Below are 20,085 nucleotides of genomic sequence, written 5' to 3' on the forward strand. Positions count from 1 at the left end.
CACAGTGCTTTCGGGGAAGGCCGAAGGATCTCACCCTCTCGCCCGGATGGTCCGGAACGTCAGGTTCACGCGCGGCTGCGTGACGCGCGTGCTCTTCATCAACGCATGTTGCCAGTGGGCCTGCGTCTGGCCACGCATCACGATCAGCTGGCCGTGGTGCAGCAGCATCTCGAACTTCCGGCGGGTGCGCCGGTGGCGGAATGCGAACTTGCGGGTGGCCCCGAAGCTCACCGAGGCGATCACTGTCTCCGGTCCCAGCTCTGCCTCGTCGTCGCTGTGCCACGCCATGCCCTGGTTGCCGTCCTCGTAGCGGTTCAGCAGGCAGGAATTGAAATGCACGCCCACCAGCGTGTCCACCCGGTCTCGCAGCGCCCGCAGCGGCGGTGTCCAGATCCGAGCCTGATGGTTCACGCCTGAGTAGCGATAGTCGAAGGTAAGCAACCAGCCATCTACACGGTTCAACGCCTCCATACGCCAAAACAGGTGTCCACCTAAATCAAGTGGACACCTGTTTTGGCGTTCAGGCGGTAAAACTGTGGATGTACGCAGCACTGCTACGTGCTGGGAGTGGGCTCTGCTGCGGTCGGCACATCTTGCTGCACCGGCGGCTCCCATTGGTGCGGCAGCAGCTCACCGATCCGACTCATAGGGTGAGTCGGCAGCCGCGCCAGCACATCGGTCAGGTATGCCAATGGGTCGTGACCATTGAGTTTCGCCGTCTGAATCAGGCTCATGATGGCCGCCGCACGCTGGCCAGCCCGCAGCGAGCCGGTGAACAGCCAGTTGTGACGACCCACGGCCACCGGCCGCAGCTGCCGCTCGGCGTGCGTGTTGTCCATGGGCAGCCGCCCGTCATCCAGAAAGCGCATCAATGCGGCCTGGCGTTTGAGGCTGTAGTCGATGGCTTTGGCCAGTTTGGTGCCGTTGGCCACCTTCTGCCGTTGCAGGCCCAGCCAGGTGAAGAAAGCATCGATCTGGGGTTTGAGTTCCCGCTGCCGCAGTGCGGTGCGCTGCTCGATGTCCAGATCGCGGATCCTTGCCTCGAAGGCGTAGAACGATTTGATGTAACCCAGCGCCTCTTCAGCCATCGGGCTTTCGCTGTGGACCCAATGATCGTGGAACCTGCGCCGGGCATGCGCCATGCAGCCCACCTCGGTGATGCCCTGCCGGAATCCCTTCTTGTAGCCGCCAAAGTCATCGCAGACCAGCGCCCCCTTCCAGTCATCCAGAAAGCCCCGGGCGTTCTCACCGGCCCGGTTGTCGCTGAAGTGGTGGACCACCGCCCGGATGGCCTCTTTCTCCCCGGGCACGAAGGTCCACAGCCAGCCCTTGCCGGCCTTCCTGCCCTCTTTGGGGGCAGCCAGAATCCTGATGGGGGTTTCGTCGGCGTGCAGAACGCCCTGTTCGAGCAATTCCCTGCGCAGGGCATCCACGAGCGGTTGCAGCGCCACGCCACACTGGCCCACCCAGCTGCCCAGCGTGGAACGGGCAATCGTCAGACCCGCCCGGCCATAGATGGCTTCCTGCCGGTACAGCGGCAGGTGATCGCCATATTTGCTGACCAGCACGTGCGCCAGCAGCCCCGGGGTGGCGATCCCCTTGTCGATGATGCACGGCGGCATCGGGGCCTGTTCGATGCGTTCGCAGTTCGGGCAGGCCCAGATGCCACGCTTGTGGTGCTCGACGAAGAAGGTACCCGGGACGTAACCCAGTTTCCTGCTCTCGTCATCGCGCACGTGTTTGAGTGCGCAGCCACAGGGGCAGCTCCTGTTGGCCGGGTCGTGACGGATCTCGGTACGTGGCAGCCCCGGCGGCAGGGGCTGGCGTTTGGGCTGGCGATGGGACTGCTTTTCCTCGCGGGGCGCCGATCTGGAAAGCTGTGTCTCGACCGTGGCCAGATCCTCGTCGATGGCCTCTTCGAACAGCAGTCCCTGGATGCCGGCGAGCTTCTCGCTCTTTTTGCCGAAGCGGATGCGGCGCAGGTACGCCAGCTCGACCTTGAGCTTTTCGTTCTCGACCGTGGTGAAGCGGATTTTTTCGTCGCGCTGAGCCAGTTCCCGCTGTTGCTGTTCGAGAATTTGCTGCTTCTGGCACAGATCGTCCGCCTGCTGCTGCAGTTGCTGCATCAGCGAGGCGGTGAACTCGCGCAGCTGCTGCGCATCCATGTGCGCGATGTCAGCGGTGAGTTCTGCAGGGGAAGCGGGCCGGTTCATGGGGCACAGTATGCCGGTATTGGCCGCTGCCTGCCATCAGGAGATTTTCCGGTTGCCCGCGGGGCAAATCCATGAGTGAAACGGTCACGATCACCGGAATCACCGGTCACGATGCCGGAATCGTCGGTCACGATCATCGGAATACGCACCCATACGGACTTCGTGCTGTTCGGCACCTACAGTCACAGTACGTGGATTCGCCAGCAGGGTTCGTCGCCGTATGGCACGCTGCTGGCCAATCCCAACGGGCCGGTGTCACCGCGGATGTTTACGGGAGATCCGTCGCTGGGTGCCTATGATGTGGAGCAGTACACGGTGGGCTACAACCTGCAGCACCGTTTTGCCAATGGCATGACGCTGCGGCAGAACGTGCGTCACGAGAAGGAAAAGGGCCATGGCAATTTCGTGTCGCTGCTGCGGCTGCAGGCCAACCAGCGGCTGCAGAACCGGCGCGGCACCCGGCAGGAGCTGGATTATGACCTGACGGCCACCGACACCTCGCTGCTGATGCCCTTTGAAGCCTGGGGAATGAAGCACCAGGTGGTGGCCGGGCTGGACGCACGCACCGGCCACAGCCACATGACGACGCGCCGCTGCACCATTGCGGCGCTGAACCTGTATGCGCCGGTGTATGGCATGCCGGTGACCTGCAATGCGCGCTACGAGCGCAACAACCCGTCGAAGCTGACGGTGGCCGGGCTGTATGCGCAGGACCAGATCAGGCTGGATGATCGCTGGACGGTGGTGGCGGGTCTGCGTCACGAGCGCTCGCGCGACGACATCGACAACCGTCTGACCGGTGTGCGACGGGTGCAGAAGGATCACGACACGACCGGTTCGGCCGGGGTGTCGTACGAGTTTCGTCCGGGCTGGGCCGCCTATGCCAGCTACAGCCGCTCGTTTCTGCCGGTGAGCGGGCAGGATGCGCAGGGCCGCTATTTCGTGCCCGAAACGGCCAACCAGAAGGAGGTGGGGCTGAAGTATGTGCTGGGCGGCGTGAATGGCTCGGTGGCGGTGTTCGACCTGCGGCGCCAGCACGTCAGTGTGTCCGATCCCGACAATGAAGGCTTCAACATCCAGGTGGGTGAGCAGCGCGCGCGTGGCGTGGAGCTGGAAGCCGGGGTCGATCTGGGCAACGGGCTGAACCTGGTGGGGGCCTACACCTTCATCGATGCGGAGGTCACGGCCGACACCAATGCGTCGCTGGTGGGCAAGCCGGTGGAAATGACGGCCAAGCACGTGCTGGCCCTGTGGGCCGACTGGCGCGTGCCGGCGCTGCCTGCCGTGTCGGTGGGGCTGGGCGGCCGGTATGTGGGCACGCAGAAAGGCGATGTGTCGTACGACCTGCCGTCGTACGCGCTGGCCGATCTGTCGGTGGCGTATACCGGGCACGACTTCAGGGTCACGCTGGGCGTGAAGAACCTGTTCGACCGCACCTACTATGTGGGTGCCATCAACGAAAACGTGGTGTCGCCGGGCATGCCGCGCACGTATCTGCTGACCTTCAAGTATCTGTTCTGATTTGATCCTCACACACCCAGATACGCCTTGCGAACCTCTTCGTTGGCCAGCAGGTTCGATCCCGTGTCCTGCAGCACGATCCGGCCGTTTTCCAGTACATAGCCACGGTCGGCCAGCTGCAGGGCACGGTTGGCGTTCTGTTCCACCAGAAAGACGGTGACACCCTCGGCGCGGATTTTCTGGATGATCTCGAAAATCTGCGCGATGATCAGCGGGGCCAGCCCCAGCGTGGGCTCGTCCAGCAGCAGCAGACGGGGCTGGCTCATCAGCGCACGGCCGATGGCCAGCATCTGCTGCTCGCCACCCGACATGGTGCCGGCGCGCTGGTGCGCCCGTTCGCGCAGGCGCGGAAAAAGGCCGAAGGCGTGTTTCAGTCCGGCCTCGATGGCTTCGCGGCTCTGGAAGAAACCGCCCATCTGCAGGTTTTCGGTCACCGTCATGTCGGCAAACACGCGCCGACCCTCGGGGGAAATGGCAATGCCGTTGCGCATGATCTGCGGCGTGTCCAGTGCCGTGATGTCCCGGCCCTCGAAGCGAATCTGGCCGCTGCGGGCGCGCGGGTTGCCGCAGAGCGTCATCAGCAGCGTGGTCTTGCCGGCGCCGTTGCTGCCGATCAGCGTGACGATCTCGCCGGCGTTCACGTACAGGCTCACGCCGTCCAGCGCCTGGATGGGGCCGTAGAAGGTGCTGACATTGGTGAATTCCAGCATGGGGGTGCCGGTTGCGGAAGACGCCCCCTTTGTGGACGACGTGCAGCTGGCTGTCGATGCCGTGTCGTGGGCGCCGGGCGTGCCCGTGTCCACCGGCGGGGTATGCATGTCTGCCACCATCATGCCTCTCCCAGATAGGCCTTGATGACCCGTTCGTCGTTGCGCACGGCTTCGGGCGTGCCGGTCATGATCGGCGCGCCGTGTTCCATCACCAGAATGCGTTCGGAGACGTTCATCACCAGGCTCATGTCGTGTTCGATCAGCAGCACGGCCACGTCGAATTCGTGGCGCAGGCGGCGGATCAGCGCCTGCAGGTCCACCTTTTCCTGCGGGTTCAGGCCGGCGGCCGGTTCGTCCAGCATCAGCAGCCGGGGGCGGGTGATCATGCAGCGGGCAATTTCCAGCCGGCGCTGGTGGCCGTAGGCCAGATTGCCGGCCTCGCGGTTGGCATAGGCGTGCAGGCCCATGAAGTCCAGCCAGCGGACCGCACGGTCGATGGCCTCGGCTTCGGCTCGGCGGTAGGCGGGCAGGCGCAGCAGGCCCGCCAGCAGCCCGCTCTTTACCTGCGTGTGCTGGGCCACCAGCAGGTTCTCCAGCACGGTCAGCTGTTTGAACAGCCGCACGTTCTGGAAGGTGCGCACCACGCCGTGACAGGCCACGACGTGGCTGGGCCGGCCCGCCATGTCCTGGCCATCGAGCCGGATGCGCCCGCTGCTGGGCTTGTAGAAGCCACTGATGCAGTTGAACACCGTGGTCTTGCCCGCCCCGTTGGGGCCGATGATGGCAAAGATCTCGTGGCGCCCCACGGCCAGCGACACCTGGTCCACTGCCAGCAGGCCGCCGAAGCGCATGGTCAGACCGGACACGTCGAGCAGCGCAGCGTGCGGGTGTGCGTCCCGCATCTCGTCACGGGTGCTCATCGTGTCAGCTCCACGTGCGGGCGTCTGACCGGCAGCAGGCCCTGCGGGCGCCAGATCATCATCAGCACCATCACCAGGCCGAACAGCAGCATGCGGTAGTCGGAAAACTCGCGGGCCATTTCGGGCAGGACGGTGAGAATGATGGCGGCCAGAATCACCCCCAGCTGCGAGCCCATGCCGCCCAGCACGACGATGGCCAGGATCAGCGCCGACTCGATGAAGGTGAAGGACTCCGGATTGACCAGCCCCTGCCGTGCCGCAAAGAAGGCGCCGCCGAAGCCGGCGAACATGGCGCCCAGCGTGAAGGCCGACAGCTTGATGCGCGTGGGGTTGAGCCCCAGCGAGCGGCAGGCGATTTCATCCTCGCGCAGGGCCTCCCAGGCGCGGCCCACCGGCATGCGCACCAGCCGGCTGGACACGAACAGCGTCAGCAGCGCCAGCACCAGGGCCATCAGGTACAGGTAGATGACCATGTCCTGGCTGGAATATTTCCAGCCCATCAGCTGGTGGAAGGTCTGGGCGCCGGCCTCGCTGGCCCGGCGGGTCATTTCGTAGCCGAATACCGTGGGCTTGGGTATGCCGGCAATGCCATCCGGCCCGCCGGTCCAGTCGGTGAGGTTGACCAGCAGCAGCCGGATGATCTCGCCAAAGCCCAGCGTGACGATGGCCAGATAATCGCCGCGCAGCCGCAGCACCGGAAAGCCCAGCAAAAAGCCGAACAGCGCCGCCATGGCCCCGGAGACGGGCAGCGCCTGCCAGAAACCCCAGCCCAGCCACTGGTGCAGCAGCGCATAGGTGTAGGCTCCCACCGCATAGAAGCCCACGAAGCCCAGGTCGAGCAGGCCGGCAAAGCCGACCACGATGTTCAGCCCCAGCGCCAGCATGATGTAGATGAGCACGATGGTGGCGATGTCGACCTGATTGCGGCTGCCAAAGAACGGCCAGACCGCGGCCAGCACCACCAGCAGCAGGATCAGCACGCGCTGGCCGGTGGGCGTGCGATGGATGAAGGTGAGCCGTTCGCTGCCCGGTACGCGGACGCGGCTGCGCAGGCCCGTGGCGAGCCGTGCCAGCGCCGGCCGCAGCAGCTGGATGACGAACACCACGGCGCAGGCAGCCAGCACCAGGCCCCAGTGTGCCTCGATGTGCGTGCGTGCCCCTTCGCGCACCAGCTGCAGGCCCAGAATGGGCGTGGTCAGCCCGGCCGTGACCAGGGTGGCGAGCAGGGCGTTCTTCAGCGTACTGGCGCCACCGGACGATAGCACCACACCAGTTGTGCCCACACCGGTCGTACCCGTGCCGGTTGTGCCCACACCGGTCGTACCCGCACCCATCCATTTTTTATCGTTTTTCGCACTGGTCGTGCCGGTTGTGCCAGTACCGGTTGTGCCGGTATCGGTGGCATTGCCTGTGGGCCGCGTGGTTGCGGAATCGTGCGCGGCCTCGCCGTTGCGACCGGCGGCAGGAGATGTCGTGTTCATCAGACCTTCTCCACTTCGGGCTTGCCCAGCAGGCCGCTGGGGCGGAACAGCAGAATGAGGATCAGCAGGCCGAAGGCCACGATGTCCTTGTACTGCGCCGAGATGAAGGCCGCCGCGAAGGTTTCGGCCAGCCCCAGCAGCAGGCCACCCAGCATGGCACCGGGAATGCTGCCGATGCCGCCCAGCACCGCCGCCGTGAACGCCTTGATACCGGCAATGAAGCCGATGAAGGGATTGAGCTTGCCGATGGTGATGGCAATCAGCACACCGCCCACGGCCGCCAGCACGGCTCCCAGCATGAAGGTGAAGGCAATCACCCGGTGGGTGTCGATGCCCAGCAGCTGGGCCATCCGCATGTCCTGCGAACAGGCCCGCGAGGCCCGGCCCATGCGTGAATGGCGGATGAAATATGCCAGCACCGCCATCAGCACCACCGTGACGGCGATGATCAGCAACCGCGACCACGACAGCGTCACGTCGAAGCTGCCGAACGGGATGTCGATGCCGCCGGCGATCAGCGTGGGCACCGCCATGTCACGCGAGCCCTGGCCCAGCGTCACCCAGTTCTGCAGGAAGATCGACATGCCGATGGCCGAGATGAGGGCCACCAGCCGTGGCCCGCCGCGCACCGGCCGGTAGGCGATGCGCTCCACGCTGTAGCCGTACAGGGCGGTGACGGCCATGGCCGCGACCAGCATCAGGCCGATGAGCAGGGGCAGCGGCACGCTGCCCTGGGTACCCACGGCCGTGAGCGTGACCAGTCCCACATAGGCGCCGATCATGTAGATCTCGCCGTGGGCGAAGTTGATCATGCCGATGATGCCGTACACCATCGTGTAGCCAATGGCGATCAGCGCATAGATGGCGCCCAGCGACAGGCCGTTGAAACCCTGCTGGATGATCTGAGGAAGGTATTCGGACATGCTCACTGGGCAGCAGGGGTCTTGCTGCCGTCCTTGTGCCAGGTGTAGACCACGTACGGGTAGTGCTCCAGATCACCCTGTGTCGTCCATTTCAGCTCGCCCACCGGGGTCTTCACCGTATGGCCGTGCAGCCATTCGGCCACCTTTTCCGGATCGTCGCTGCCGGCACCTTTGATGCCTTCGGCGATGGCCTGCACGGCCGCGTAGGCGGTGAGCTGGAAGGCCCCGCTGGCATCACGCTTCTTCGCCTCGAAGGCCTTGACGATGGCAGCGTTGGCCGGATCGGTGGAGAAATCTTTGGGCAGCGTCAGCAGCATGCCTTCCACCGCATCACCCGCAATGGCGTTGATGTCCGGGTTGCCGGCGCCTTCCGGCCCCATGAAGCGGGCCTTCACGCCCTGTTCGGCCGCCTGGCGCAGCAGCAGGCCCATTTCCGGGTGATAGCCGCCGTAGTAGACGAAATCGATTTTGTTCGCGCGCAGTTTGGTGATGATGGCCGAGTAGTCGGCATCGCCGGCATTGATGCCCTCGAACAGCACCGGCTCCACCCCGCCTTTTTTCAGCGTGTCGCGCACCGCACTGGCAATGCCCTGGCCGTACGACTGCTTGTCGTGCAGGATGGCCACGCGGGCCGGTTTGGCCACCTTCAGGATGTACTCGCCGGCGGCCGGCCCCTGCTGGTCATCGCGGCCGGTGACGCGGAAGATGTACTGGTAGTTCTTGCCGTCGGTCAGCGCCGGGGCGGTGGCCGAGGGGGTGACCATCAGCACGCCTTCCTCGTCGTAGATGGGCGCGGCCGCAATGGTGGCCCCCGAGCAGACATGGCCCATCACGTAATGGATGCCCTCGTTGACGGCGCGGTTGGCGGCGATGGGGCCCTGCTTGGGTTCGCAGGCATCGTCGATGACCACGGCCTCCAGCTGCTGGCCATTCACGCCGCCGGCGGCATTGATCTGCTCGATGGCCGTGATGGCGCCCTCGCGCACCATGTTGCCGTACTGGGTCACCGGACCGGTGGTGGGACCGGCCAGCCCGATGCGCAGCGTGTCGGCCGCGTGGGCGGGGGAGAGCGCAGCAAGGGTGGAGAGGGCGATGGCGGCGGCCAGCGCGGTCTGGCGTGCTGCGGTGAGGGGGGCTGTGAAAGTGTTGGTGCCGGCACCGGCCAGACCGCTGGTGCGGCTGCGCAGGGCTGCGATGGTGCTGGTCAGACGGCTGGTGCAGGCTGCCCCGGCCGGGAAGGAAGGGGTGGCGGAAGCGGCCGCACGGGCTGCAGTCCAACGGACTGTTGTATGGGCTTTTGGGGCAGTTGTATGGGCGAACGGTGCGAATTTCATGAATATCTCTCCCGGCATGTCCCGCCATGAACGCCGCGCGTCACCGAAGGGATGCGTGGCGCAGTCCAGTCCGTACGACGGCAGGCCGGAGACTGGCTGGCAGGCCGGCAAGCGGCTGCTGCCCTGCGGGGGCATGATGAATATCGTGGCTGAAGACAAGGCGTTGCCCGTCCGCCGGTGCCGTGGGGTAGGGGGCACATCCGGGGCGGATGCAGCAACGGCCAGATGGCGCCACGACAGGACCGGGGTGTCCGTTCGGCTGTCGCATGCCCGGACCGGCGGCAGGACTCGCGGGTGGCGGCTGCTGCCGGTGCCGGGGAGCCCCCCAAAAAGCCCTGCGGCCAGTGCCCGCAGACTTTCATGGAGATTCCCTGGCCGTGAGGCCGCACATGGCCGCCTCACGAAATATGAAAGTGTGAACTATATATCGGGTGCCGCCGCGCACAAAGCGTAACCGCATCGTGGATGTGGGCTATCAGGGAAAATCCGGAGGCATCGTTGCTGCTGCCTGAACGTGTTCAGGGGAGGGATGCACGAGGCTATGGGACGTTCCTGCTTGACATGGAGCACTCCCGCCTGCCGCAGGACGCCCCTGCCAGCCACGGGACGCTCCTGCGCCGCCCGCTCTGGATTCTCTCGAGCCAGCGACACTCCCGCCTGCTACGGGACGCTCCCGCCTGCTGCCAGGAGGCATCGGAATGTGGCCGTCGGGCTGGTATGACGGGGCTGTAGTGATCCGTCTGGATGGCATGATGAGGCAACGGTACGGCGGAATGCAGGCATCAGGGATTACCCGTACCACCAGCGATTTGATACCATGATAAACAAGGTTATGCGAAGCATTCCTATTTGAGTTCATCTATCATTCATGCGGTGCCGACGGTCAGCCCCCTTGCTGTGATCGTTGGCATGCTCTGTGCTGACTGCCGCCGCTGGAGACGGGCCACTTCCGGGAAGGCTTCGGCATGACGGACACCCCCATGGGGTTCCCGTCACTCATGGAGGCCCTGCTGGCTGCGGGGTTTTCTGTCGATAGCGTCTTCCTCCCTGTCCTTCGATCCTGCGCTGCGACGCTCTGGCTATCCCGCCCGGTATGCCGGCACGGTTTCTGTTTTGCCTTTTACAGAGGATTCATCCAATGAAAGCATTCCGGGTTTCTTCCCTTGTCGCACTGGCCGTTGCCGCCGCCCTGTCGGGTTGTGCCGCCACGCAGGATGTCGCCCAGTCCACCATGGGCAGTGTCAAGTCGGTGCTGGGTCAGGAGCAGGTCACGCGCCAGGAAGTCGGCCCCCAGCTCTACGAAGTGGCCTATTCGGCGAACGATGACGTGGTCTATGTGGCCTCGGCCGGCGGTTTCGACACAAACGCCAATCCGCCGAAAATCCTGAAGCTGGATCCGAAGACGCTGGCCGTGAAGGGCGAGTTCCCGCTGGCTGCCCCGGCCTTCGGCCTGGCACTGGATGATGAGGCCCACCGTCTGTATGTGGCCGACACCCGTGGCCCGTCGGTGCTGGTGGTGGACACCACGTCCGGCCAGACGCTGGCCACCGTGCCGCTGGAGAAGAAAGTCCGCGAAATCGTGCTGGACAAGGCCAACCATCGTCTGCTGCTGCCGGGTATGGACTACAAGGGCAAGAGCACGCTGCAGGTGGTGGACACCGACACGCTCAAGCTGGACAAGGTCGTGCAGGGCTTTGGCTATGGAGCAACTGGCATTGCGCTGAACGAGCAGGCCGGCAAGGTGTATGTGTCGAACCTGGTGGGTCAGCTGTATGAGGTGGATGCCGCCACGCTGGCCATCACCAACAAGTTCGAGGTGCCGGTCGACCAGATGCTGAATGTGGCCTTCGATTCGGCCAATGGCCGTGTGCTGGCCGTGGACGAGGGGCTCGACAAGCTGAACGAGAAACGCGTGCGTGAGGGCTTCCAGTACACGCCGCGCAGCAAGGGCAATCAGGTGGCGATCATCGACCCGAGCAATGGTCAGGTGACCGCTTCGGTCGAAAGTGGCAAGCAGCCGATTGCGCTGCTGGTCGATGCCGAGCGCAGCCGCGCCTATGTGTCGAACCGCGCATCGGGTGATGTGACGGTGCTGGATGCGAAGACCGGCAAGGTGCTGAAAACGGTTTCGCTGCCCACGCACCCGAACAGCCTGGCGCTGGACAAGAAAACCGGTACCGTCTACGTGACCATCAAGAACGGGCGTGACGTGTCGCAGGACCAGAAGGAAAGTGTGGCACGCATTGCGTTCTGATGAACGTCTGCTGAGCGGTTGGCCGGGCTGAACGGCTGCCTGCAAGGGGCTGTTTTTGCAGTCCTGCTCTCACAAATGGGCCTCTGTGCAGAAATGTGCGGAGGCCCGTTTCTTTATGTCGCTGGTGTGTGAGGCTCCATGGAAAGCGACTTCGCTGCGGGGGCGTCGGGATGCGGTGGGTGATTTTGATGTGACGGTACGGGTTTTATGGAAGACGACTCCGTTGGAGCACGCGCCCCGGACCGGTATGCCCCTGCGGCTCATACGCTCACTGAAGCTTTGTTGCCCACGACCTGCGTCGTGGTCAACAAACCTCCAGCGCTAAAACACTTTCCGACAACCGGGGCTGCGCCCCGCCTGTCAGAAAGTCGTTCACGCGTACTGCGAAATCGCCGCAGTGGCATCCCGCTCCGGGGCGCTTGTCTCAGGAAGGGGCGGCTCCAGCCCGGGGAAAGGCATTCTCTTCCTTTGCAGAGCAGACCAGGGTGGTGTATTTCCTCACGGCTTTATTGGGTCAGTGCTCCAGTCTGTTCAGGATTCTCGAAAGGCGCACACCCTTGCCTGTCGAAGGAGGGGCTTCGCGGGTCAGTGTGGGTGGCGTGAAGGCTGGAATCGCCGTTTGGCAACTGAAAACTTATCCCGATCCTGGATCCAACGCACTGGCAGACTTTTGCAGAACCTCCTCAGAGGAGGGCAACCCATGCTCAAGAGAAATTCAACCAATCTGGTCGAAGTCGCGATGTGCGGGCTCGCGAAGCGGTGCGGGGAGGGGGAGGCTCTTGCGGCGATTTCGCGGTACGCGTGAACGACTTTCTGACAGGCGGGGCGTAGCCCCGGTTGTCGGAAAGTGTTATAGCGCTGAAGGTTTGTTGACCACGACGCAGGTCGTGGGCAACAAAGCTTCAGTGAGCGTATGAGCCGCAAGAGTCTCCCCCTCCCCGTGCCGCCTCACCCGAAGTCGTCTTCCATGACTTGAGGCCCCAGTCGCAAGCCATCTTTCATGAATTGAAATCCCGACCGGGGGGATTACCCGTGGCCTTGAGCACCTGCGTTCAATGGTGCTCCCGCCGGTAATCCCCTGCCGCCCGCCGCCCGGCAGGAAAAGCCGGCAAAGAAGGAACAATTGCCGCGCAGTGCCCCCGTTACCCCCGTATGATCGCCCCCGAGTCCTTGGGAGAGACAGGGTCTGTCTTTCCACCGCGGGACATGGGCGGTTGTGTGTGGCCATCCATGTCCCGCGCCCCTTTTCAGGCATCCATCACACCATGCCCCGATGGATGAACGCCGAACACAAAACCCCGGAGCAAAGACATGATGCACAAGCGTACGGTGTCGGGTATCGTCCTGTCGGCCAGCGTGGCCGCACTGCTGGTCGCCTGCGGTGGCGGCTCCTCCGGCGGTGGTGACGCCAATACCCCGCAGAACAACAGCGGTGGTGGTGGCAGCAACGGCAACCTCGTGCTGCCCGGCAGCTACTGGGAGCTGGCCGGCATGAAATTCGTGCGTTCCGGCAGCTCGAAGCAGGCATCGGCCCAGCCCGGCAACGCCCGCACCGAAACCTCCGTTCTGGTCGAAGGCAAACTGTTCGTGGCCACCGTCAATGGTAACGGCAGCACGGGCGGCAATGGTTCGGCCACCGCGTCCAGCAGCACCGATACCGGTAACAGCAGTAGTGCCGACACCACGGTAGCCACGGGCAGCGCATCCAGCAATTCCGGAGCCACGGGTACCACCGGCACCATTGGAACCGTGGGCACCACGGGCACCACGACCGCAGGTGCCACGGGGTCCGCTGGCAGCGGCACGAACGGTGCCGTGGTCAGCTACCAGAGCGCCATCCAGATCGATTTTACCGGCCGCAGCGCTGGCACCTACCAGCTGGTGGGTACCCGGGCCGCCCTGGAAAACGCCGGGCAGCAGGCGCGTCTGGCCTTCATCCGGGTGGCCGTGCATGAAGGGAATGTCAACCAGAAGCGCAACACGTATGTTGCCACCGGCGGCAGCATCGAGGTGACGGTGGGGGCTGACGGCAAGTTCCACATCAGCAGCACCACCTCGCTGCCGGTGTCCAAATCCCTGTGGTCGGCCGATGGGGGCGCAACGGCCTTGCCCGACCAGACGCAGATGATTCTGAAGGACGTGCACTGACGGTTTGGCGGGCGTCCATTGAAAAAAAGCCGGCACGATCGCGAGATCGGCCGGCTTCTCGTCGTTCAGCAGTCGGGGGAGATGAGCCCGTTTGCTGATCGCCTGGCAACGTGTGTGTCGGGCGGTTAGGGCATGACAGGCCTGTCATGCCCCGGTGCCGAATCAGCTCACTTGAACGAGAAGCGGCTGATGTGGTCGCCCGTGGTGTCGGTGGCGCCGCGCGACTTGTTCAGGGCCCAGACCACGCCCTTGCCGTCGGTGAAGACGTGGTTGGCGTAGGAACCGCCCATCAGGTTGGCCGTCAGGTTGCCGTTGGCATCCACCACGGCCACCGAGTTGGAGGCACGGTTGGCCACCCAGGCACGCTTGTGCACCGGATCCCACGTGACGGCCAGCGGGTTGGCACCGACCTTGGTGTCGGACTTCAGCGTGCCGTCGGCGGCGTTGAGGATCTGCAGGTTGTCGGTCTGCTGGCCGACCACGAACAGCAGGCCCTCTTCAGGGGCGTAGGCCACGCTCATCGCACCCTTCAGACCTTTCAGGTTGTAGACCTTCTCGATGGTCTCGGTGGCCTGGTCGATCACGTACAGCTGGTCGGTGGTGGAGGTGGCAAACAGCTTGCCATTGGCCTCATCCACGGCGAAGGACAGCGGAGCCGGGGTGGTTTTGGTGCGGGTCGGCGAGACCAGTTCCAGACGGGTCTTCTCTTCCAGCGTGCTGGTGTTGAAGATGTTGATGTAGTTCTTGCCGTGGGCAGCCACATAGGCACGATGGCGCTTGCCGTCGACGGCCACGCCGTGGTTGTGCGGGGCGATCTTGTCGTTGAACTGCTTGACCAGCGACAGGTCGGACTGTTTGTACACGGCGACGGCGCCGGTGCGGGTGTTGCCGGTCCAGACGGTGTCGGTTTCATCGTCGACGGCGATGCCGTAGACGGCCTCGACCTGTTTGCCATCAGCCGTGGCGGCCGGGACGATCTGGGCTTCGAGCGCCAGCGACGACGGGTTGATCTTCATCAGGCTCGACACCTTGACCGGCGGGCGGCCCACGGCGGAGGTGACGAAGACGGCGTGGTTCTTCGCGCTGTAGGCACCCTGATAGAGGCCCGGGTTCAGTGCGGCACGCTTGATGTTGTAGTCGTGGTTGATGGAGAAGGGGATTTTCGGGGAGATCTTGAAGTCGATGACTTCGGCGTAGCCCGGGTTGACGGTCTGGACGACCACCGGGTGCAGACCCACCGGCGACTCGGGCGGGACCGGGACCTGGGCGGTGAACTTGCCTTCGGCATTGACGCGCAGGATGGGCTGGGAGGTGATGGTGTCACCGTCGCTCAGCAGTTTGACATCCTGGCCGGGCTTGAAGCCGCTGCCGGAGACCTCGGCCGTGTCACCGGGGTAGACGGGGGCGTTGGTGACCGAAACGCTGCCTTTGTAATCGGGGTCGACCGGGTGGGTCAGGCCACGGGCCTGTACACCGGCACTGAAGGCCAGGGCTGCCAGTGCGACGGCCAGGGTAACGCCCTTCATTTGACCGCTGGAACGAGTGTCAATGGTTTGCTTTTTCATTCAATGAATCTCCGATACGGAAACGGAACGACAAACAGACAGAACAACGAACAGCAAAAGACAGGAATCACAAACAGGCGGCCCGCAGCCGGTAGCAGAGCGATACCGTTTGGAGCAGGGATGGCGCGGGGCCGCGGGGTTGTTCTGCAGCCTCTTCGGGTACGGAACCTTCAGGGGCCGATGCACCGGGCAGGGGTATGAGCCCGGATGACGAATTCGTCACCGACAGGGAACGAATGATGTCTTACAGAACGTTCGGCATTGTATCTCAATTTTCAAAATGAGGTTCATTACCATTATTGATGGCAGGGTGTTATATCCCTGCGAGTCATATGGATATCTGGTGCGTGTCATGGACTCATTGGGAGCTGCGTGGAGGGAAGCTCCCTTTGGGTAGGCGTCATGGTACTGGCGGTGGCCCTGAGCCATTGAAGATTCCGCTGCCCTGCTGACTTGTCCTGTATGCTCAAAGGGGCTTGGGGACGAATGCGTCCATGGCACGTGTCAGGCGTCCATGGCACGCGTCAGGAGAACAAAAAAACCCGGGCACGAAATCTTGCGGGAAGGTTGCGTGCCCGGGTTTTGGTACGTGTGCCCAGATCTGGGCGGCATGACCCGGTTCAGACTGTGTGCCCGGTTCCTGGCCATGTGGCCGGTTCTGGGCGGGGGGACAGACTCAGGTCATGTCACCGGGTTTCAGGCCATGTGCCCGGATTCAGGCCATCGGGTGCTGGATTCCCTGATGGCACAGGGGGTAACCGGCGCCGCAGATGACCTGATGAGCTTCGCTCATTTGGCCGCGAAGCGGCTGATGTGGTCGCCGGTGGCGTCGGTGGCGCCACGCGATTTGTTCAGGCTCCAGACCGTGCCCTTGCCATCGGTGAACACATGGTTGGCATACGAACCGGCGGGCAGGTTGGCCACCAGCTTGCCGCTGGTATCCACCACGGCCACGGAATCCGAGGCGCGGTTGGCGATCCAGGCCTGTTTGTGCACCGGCTCCCAGACGACGGCCAGTGGATTGGCACCCACCTTGACATCGGCTTTCACGGTGCCGTCGGCGGCGTTCAGGATCTGCACATTGTCGGTGCTCTGGCCGACCACGAACAGCAGCCCTTCCTCGGGAGCGACGGCCACGCTCATGGCATCCTTGACGCCCTTCAGGTTGAACACCTTGTCGATGGCCAGGGTGGCCTCGTCGATCACGTAGATCTGGTCGGTGTCGGCCACCACGTACAGTTTGCCGGCGGCTTCATCGAGGGCCACCGAGATGGGCTCGGGCAGGGCCTTGGTGCGGGTGGGCGACTGCAGCTCGACGCGCTTGATCTCCTTGAGCGCGGCGGTGTCGAACACGTTCACGTAGGTGGCCGAATCGGCGGCCACGTAGGCACGCTGGCGTTTGCCATTGACGGCCACGCCGTGGTTGTGCGGGGCGATCTTGTCGTCGAACTGCTTGACCAGCGACAGGTCGGCCTGGTTGTAGACGGCTACCGAGCCGGTGCGGGTGTTGCCCACCCAGATGGTGCCGGCCTCGTCATCCACGGCAATGCCGTAGACGGCCTGCAGCTGCCTGCCATCGGCGGTGCTGGCCGGGGTGATCTGCGCTTCGATGGCCAGGCTGGAGGGGTTGACCTTCATCAGGCTCGACTGTTTGACCGGCGGACGGCCCACGGCGGAGGTGACGTAGATGGCGTGGTTCTTCGCGCTGTAGGCGCCCTGATAGAGGCCTGGATTCAGCGCGGCACGGTGGATGTCGTAGCTGCTGGTGGCCGAGTACGGGATTTTGGGCGAGATCTTGAAGTCGAGGATTTCGGCATAGCCCGGGTTGACGCTCTGCACGACTACCGGGTGGATGCCCACCGGCGACTCGGGCGGAACCGGAACCTGGGCCTTGAAGTTGCCTTCGGCGTCGGCATGCAGGATGGGCTGGGTGGTGATGCTGTTGCCATCGCTCAGCAGGCGCACTTCCTGGCCGGGTTTGAAGTCGCTGCCTTCCACCTCGACGGTGCTGCCGGGATAGACGGGGGAAGTCTCGATGGAGACGCTGCCCTGATAGTCGGGGTTGACCGGGTGGGTCAGGCCATGGGCCTGGGCGCCGGCGGCGAAGGCCAGTGTGGCCAGGGCAACAGCGAAGGCAGCCCCCTTGAGGCGACCGTGGGAGGCAATCGTGGCAGGGGTTTGTTTCATGAAGATGGAACTCCGGATAGGGGCCAGCCCAAAGAGGAAGTTGCGGAGATGGATGGATAAGTCCATGACACGCGCCAGGGGCCAGCATGGAAGGACCGGGGCAGGAATGATGCCCCGTAACGGGATCGAAAGATCAGGGGGCATTGTAGGTGCATATTGAGAATAATGTTCATTGACATTCAACGTATATGGATATCGTTACGGGAGTGTCATGAGGTGTGATAGACGGGGCGGCTGTGTTCGGGGCACCGGGCACGGTGTTCTGGGCAGGGGATTGCTGCGCCGACCGGTTGCTGCAACGAACGATATATGCGTCGCCGGAACAAAAAAAACCGCCGGGAGGCGGCGGGTGACGGCAGGCTTTGGCTGGTGGCGCCCCTCACCGGTGAGGAAGAGGGAGATGTGCCAAAGGCGCTCGCGCTACCGGAGTGAGGATATGGCCTCGCCGGTGCGGAAGAGGAAGATGTGCCCAGGGGGAGATACTGGCGGAAACCGGTATCTCCCCCTGGCTGGTACGCCCGTATGGGCGTCGGTCAGACGTTGCCTGCGCGGGTGTGGTTGACCGGCGCCGGCAGGGCGCGCGGTGCCTGGGCAGGCTTCGGATTGCGCTTCAGGCCGGGCACCGGCTGCAGGCCGCCCCGCAGGGCGTTCAGCAGGAAGGTGATGGTGCTGCCGTTGTGCAGGACCGAGGTGGCGATCGGGCTGAGCCTGCCGGTGGCTGCGGCCGCCAGGATGGCGGTGTTGGCCCCCACGATGAGCTTGAAGTTGGTGTCGATCTGCTTCATCGTGCGGTTGGCAATGGCCTTGGCATCGGCCACCCGGGCAATGTCGTCTTCCAGCAGGGCGATGTCGGAGGTGAGCCGCGCCAGATCGGCGCCGCGCTGCATGGCAATGCCCACGTGGGCACCGGCCAGGGCCGGGGCGTCGTTCATGCCGTCGCCGACGAAGGCGATCTTCGCGCCGCTGGCGGTGAGTTCCGTGAGGATGCGGGCCTTGTCCTGCGGCAGCAGCTGGGCGTGGTAGCCGTCCAGCCCCAGTTCGCGGGCCAGCTCGCGGGCACGGACCTCGTGGTCGCCGGTGAGCATGAGGACCTTCTTCACGCCCAGGCTGCGCAGCCGCGCGATGGTCTCGGCGGCGTTGGCCCGCACGCTGTCCTTCAGGGCGATGATGCCCAGCAGCTTGCCGCCAAAGCCGATGTAGAGCGGCGTCTTGCCCTCGGCCTGCAGGCGCTGGATGTCGTCCTCGTGGTCGCCCATGGAGATGGCTTCGTCATCTTCGAGGAAGTGACGCGAGCCCACCACGATGCGCTTGCCCTGGATGACACTGGCCACGCCGTGCGCGGCAATGAAGTCGACCTTCTCGTGCGGGAAGTGACGGTTGCTGTGCCGGCGGGCGGCTTCCACCACGGCGTGGGCCAGCGGATGGAAGTAGTGCTCTTCCACGGAGGCGGCGATGTCCAGCACGTCGGTGGGGTCGAACTCCGGATCGTAGGCCAGCACGTCGGTGACCACCAGCGCGCCCCGGGTGAGGGTGCCGGTCTTGTCGAAGACGAAGGTGTCGGCCTGCGACAGGCGCTCGAGTGCATCGCCGCCCTTGAACAGCACACCATCGCGTCCGGCCGTGTACATGGCGGACTTGAAGGCTACCGGGGTGGACAGCTTGAGTGCGCAGGCGTAGTCGGCCTGCAGCACGGCGGCGGCGCGCTTCCAGTCGCGCGACAGCAGCCAGGTGCCGCCGGCCAGACCGAAGATCCACGGTACCAGCCGGTCGGCCAGCCGGTCGGCCATCAGCTGGGTGCCGCTCTTGGCCTGCAGGGCGTGCTGCACGTAGTTGGCGATGCGGGCACTGGCCGTGCCGGCGCCCACCTGCTCGGCGTAGATGCGGATGCGGCCTTCTTCGATGACGGTGCCGCACAGCACGGCATCACCGCGGTGACGGGGTACCGGCACGCTTTCGCCGGTCATGCTGGCTTCGTTGACGGTGGCCTCGCCACCCAGCACCGTGCCGTCCACCGGAATGATGGCACCGGCCGCGCAGATGACGGTGTCGCCCACGCGCACGTCGGCGGCAGGGATCTGGTGCTCTTCGCCGTCGCGCTCGACCCAGACCTTGTCGGCATCGGGATGCAGCAGGTGCTTGAGCAGGTCATCCGAGCGGCGGGCGATGGATTCTTCCAGATACTCGCCCAGCGCCAGCATGAACAGCGTGGCGTTGGCCGCCATCTGGTCGCCGCTGGCGGTGGAGATGGCCACGGCCAGGGCTTCCAGCACGTGGTTGTTCAGGCCTTCCCGGAACAGGTCCTGCAGGGCGTCCTTGTAGAGCGGCAGCGAGACAGCCAGCGTGGCCGGTTTGGACAGCGTCTGCGGCACCTTGTTGGTGGACAGCAGCAGCAGTGCACTGGCCAGCAGGTCGCCGCCGGCCGACAGGACATGTTCGCCGGCGTTGTGCTTTTCCTGGGCGGCGGCCTGGATGGCGGCACCGCTGGCCCCGGTGGCCAGGCTGGCGGGCAGGCAGAGCAGCGCCCGTTCCAGATGGGCGGGGCTGGTCTTTCCGGTGGTGTAGGTGAGGGCGATCGAGCGGGCCTTGGTGTTCAGGCGCACGCTGGTCACGCCGGGCAGGTCCCGCAGGATGCGCTCGAGCGCCTTGGGCGCCAGGGCGGCCGAGCCGGCGGGCAGCTGGTAGCGGAAGCGGACGCGGCCATGGCTTTTGTGCGCCAGCGACAGCGTGGCGAACAGCCGGGGCGGTACGCTGTTTCCGGTGGCTGCCGGCGCAGGCGTGGGGGAGCCCCCGTGATGGCCGGTATCGGGCTGTTGGGCTTGGGTCATGGGA

Annotated in this window: 13 protein-coding genes; 3 read left to right on the top strand and 10 right to left on the bottom strand. The window is 64.6% G+C overall.

Annotated elements, in window-relative coordinates:
* Positions 1 to 30: 30 nt before the first annotated feature.
* Positions 31 to 462 carry an alpha-ketoglutarate-dependent dioxygenase AlkB family protein gene (locus tag EHV23_RS04770; protein WP_238990278.1) on the bottom strand — a complete coding sequence of 144 codons (432 nt, stop codon included), beginning with the start codon at positions 460 to 462 and terminating at the stop codon, positions 31 to 33.
* A gap of 92 nt (positions 463 to 554) precedes the next feature.
* Complete coding sequence (gene tnpC, locus EHV23_RS04775) at positions 555 to 2,165, bottom strand: IS66 family transposase (protein ID WP_125095522.1); 1,611 nt, start codon at positions 2,163 to 2,165, stop codon at positions 555 to 557.
* A gap of 123 nt (positions 2,166 to 2,288) precedes the next feature.
* Here tnpC and EHV23_RS04780 point away from each other — a divergent pair, with 123 nt between their 5' ends.
* On the top strand, positions 2,289 to 3,734 hold the full coding sequence (locus EHV23_RS04780) for a TonB-dependent siderophore receptor (RefSeq protein WP_125094936.1): 1,446 nt from the start codon (positions 2,289 to 2,291) through the stop codon (positions 3,732 to 3,734).
* Between the two features lie 8 nt (positions 3,735 to 3,742).
* Here the strand turns inward: EHV23_RS04780 and EHV23_RS04785 are convergent, their stop codons facing one another.
* The 5 genes from EHV23_RS04785 to EHV23_RS04805 all read right to left on the bottom strand — a co-directional run bounded on the left by EHV23_RS04785 (position 3,743) and on the right by EHV23_RS04805 (position 9,102).
* Positions 3,743 to 4,444, bottom strand: a complete 702-nt coding sequence (locus EHV23_RS04785) for an ABC transporter ATP-binding protein (protein ID WP_125095523.1) — start codon at positions 4,442 to 4,444, stop codon at positions 3,743 to 3,745.
* A 119-nt stretch (positions 4,445 to 4,563) separates the two neighbouring features.
* Complete coding sequence (livG, locus tag EHV23_RS04790; RefSeq protein ID WP_125095524.1) at positions 4,564 to 5,346, bottom strand: high-affinity branched-chain amino acid ABC transporter ATP-binding protein LivG; 783 nt, start codon at positions 5,344 to 5,346, stop codon at positions 4,564 to 4,566.
* Positions 5,347 to 5,360: 14 nt separating this feature from the next.
* On the bottom strand, positions 5,361 to 6,845 hold the full coding sequence (locus tag EHV23_RS04795) for a high-affinity branched-chain amino acid ABC transporter permease LivM (protein WP_238990279.1): 1,485 nt from the start codon (positions 6,843 to 6,845) through the stop codon (positions 5,361 to 5,363).
* Entirely contained in the window at positions 6,845 to 7,768 is a 924-nt protein-coding gene (livH, locus tag EHV23_RS04800; protein ID WP_125094937.1) for a high-affinity branched-chain amino acid ABC transporter permease LivH, read from the bottom strand. Before livH ends, EHV23_RS04795 begins: the two co-directional genes overlap by 1 nt.
* Before the next feature lie 2 nt (positions 7,769 to 7,770).
* On the bottom strand, positions 7,771 to 9,102 hold the full coding sequence (locus EHV23_RS04805) for a branched-chain amino acid ABC transporter substrate-binding protein (RefSeq protein ID WP_238990280.1): 1,332 nt from the start codon (positions 9,100 to 9,102) through the stop codon (positions 7,771 to 7,773).
* Positions 9,103 to 10,240: 1,138 nt separating this feature from the next.
* Here EHV23_RS04805 and EHV23_RS04810 point away from each other — a divergent pair.
* Both EHV23_RS04810 and EHV23_RS04815 read left to right on the top strand, forming a co-directional pair.
* Positions 10,241 to 11,356, top strand: a complete 1,116-nt coding sequence (locus tag EHV23_RS04810) for a YncE family protein (RefSeq protein ID WP_125094938.1) — start codon at positions 10,241 to 10,243, stop codon at positions 11,354 to 11,356.
* Between the two features lie 1,311 nt (positions 11,357 to 12,667).
* Entirely contained in the window at positions 12,668 to 13,504 is an 837-nt protein-coding gene (locus EHV23_RS04815) for a hypothetical protein (protein WP_125094939.1), read from the top strand.
* A gap of 167 nt (positions 13,505 to 13,671) precedes the next feature.
* On the opposite strand, the gene EHV23_RS04820 is transcribed toward EHV23_RS04815, so the two are convergent.
* From EHV23_RS04820 to EHV23_RS04830, 3 genes are all read right to left on the bottom strand, one after another.
* On the bottom strand, positions 13,672 to 15,030 hold the full coding sequence (locus EHV23_RS04820) for a YncE family protein (protein ID WP_158615839.1): 1,359 nt from the start codon (positions 15,028 to 15,030) through the stop codon (positions 13,672 to 13,674).
* A gap of 828 nt (positions 15,031 to 15,858) precedes the next feature.
* Positions 15,859 to 17,256, bottom strand: a complete 1,398-nt coding sequence (locus EHV23_RS04825) for a YncE family protein (RefSeq protein ID WP_125094941.1) — start codon at positions 17,254 to 17,256, stop codon at positions 15,859 to 15,861.
* Between the two features lie 533 nt (positions 17,257 to 17,789).
* Positions 17,790 to 20,081 carry a heavy metal translocating P-type ATPase gene (locus EHV23_RS04830; RefSeq protein ID WP_125094942.1) on the bottom strand — a complete coding sequence of 764 codons (2,292 nt, stop codon included), beginning with the start codon at positions 20,079 to 20,081 and terminating at the stop codon, positions 17,790 to 17,792.
* Positions 20,082 to 20,085 lie beyond the last annotated feature (4 nt).

This window comes from Lautropia dentalis (assembly GCF_003892345.1).
In the GTDB taxonomy this organism is placed as follows: Bacteria; Pseudomonadota; Gammaproteobacteria; order Burkholderiales; family Burkholderiaceae_E; genus Lautropia; species Lautropia dentalis.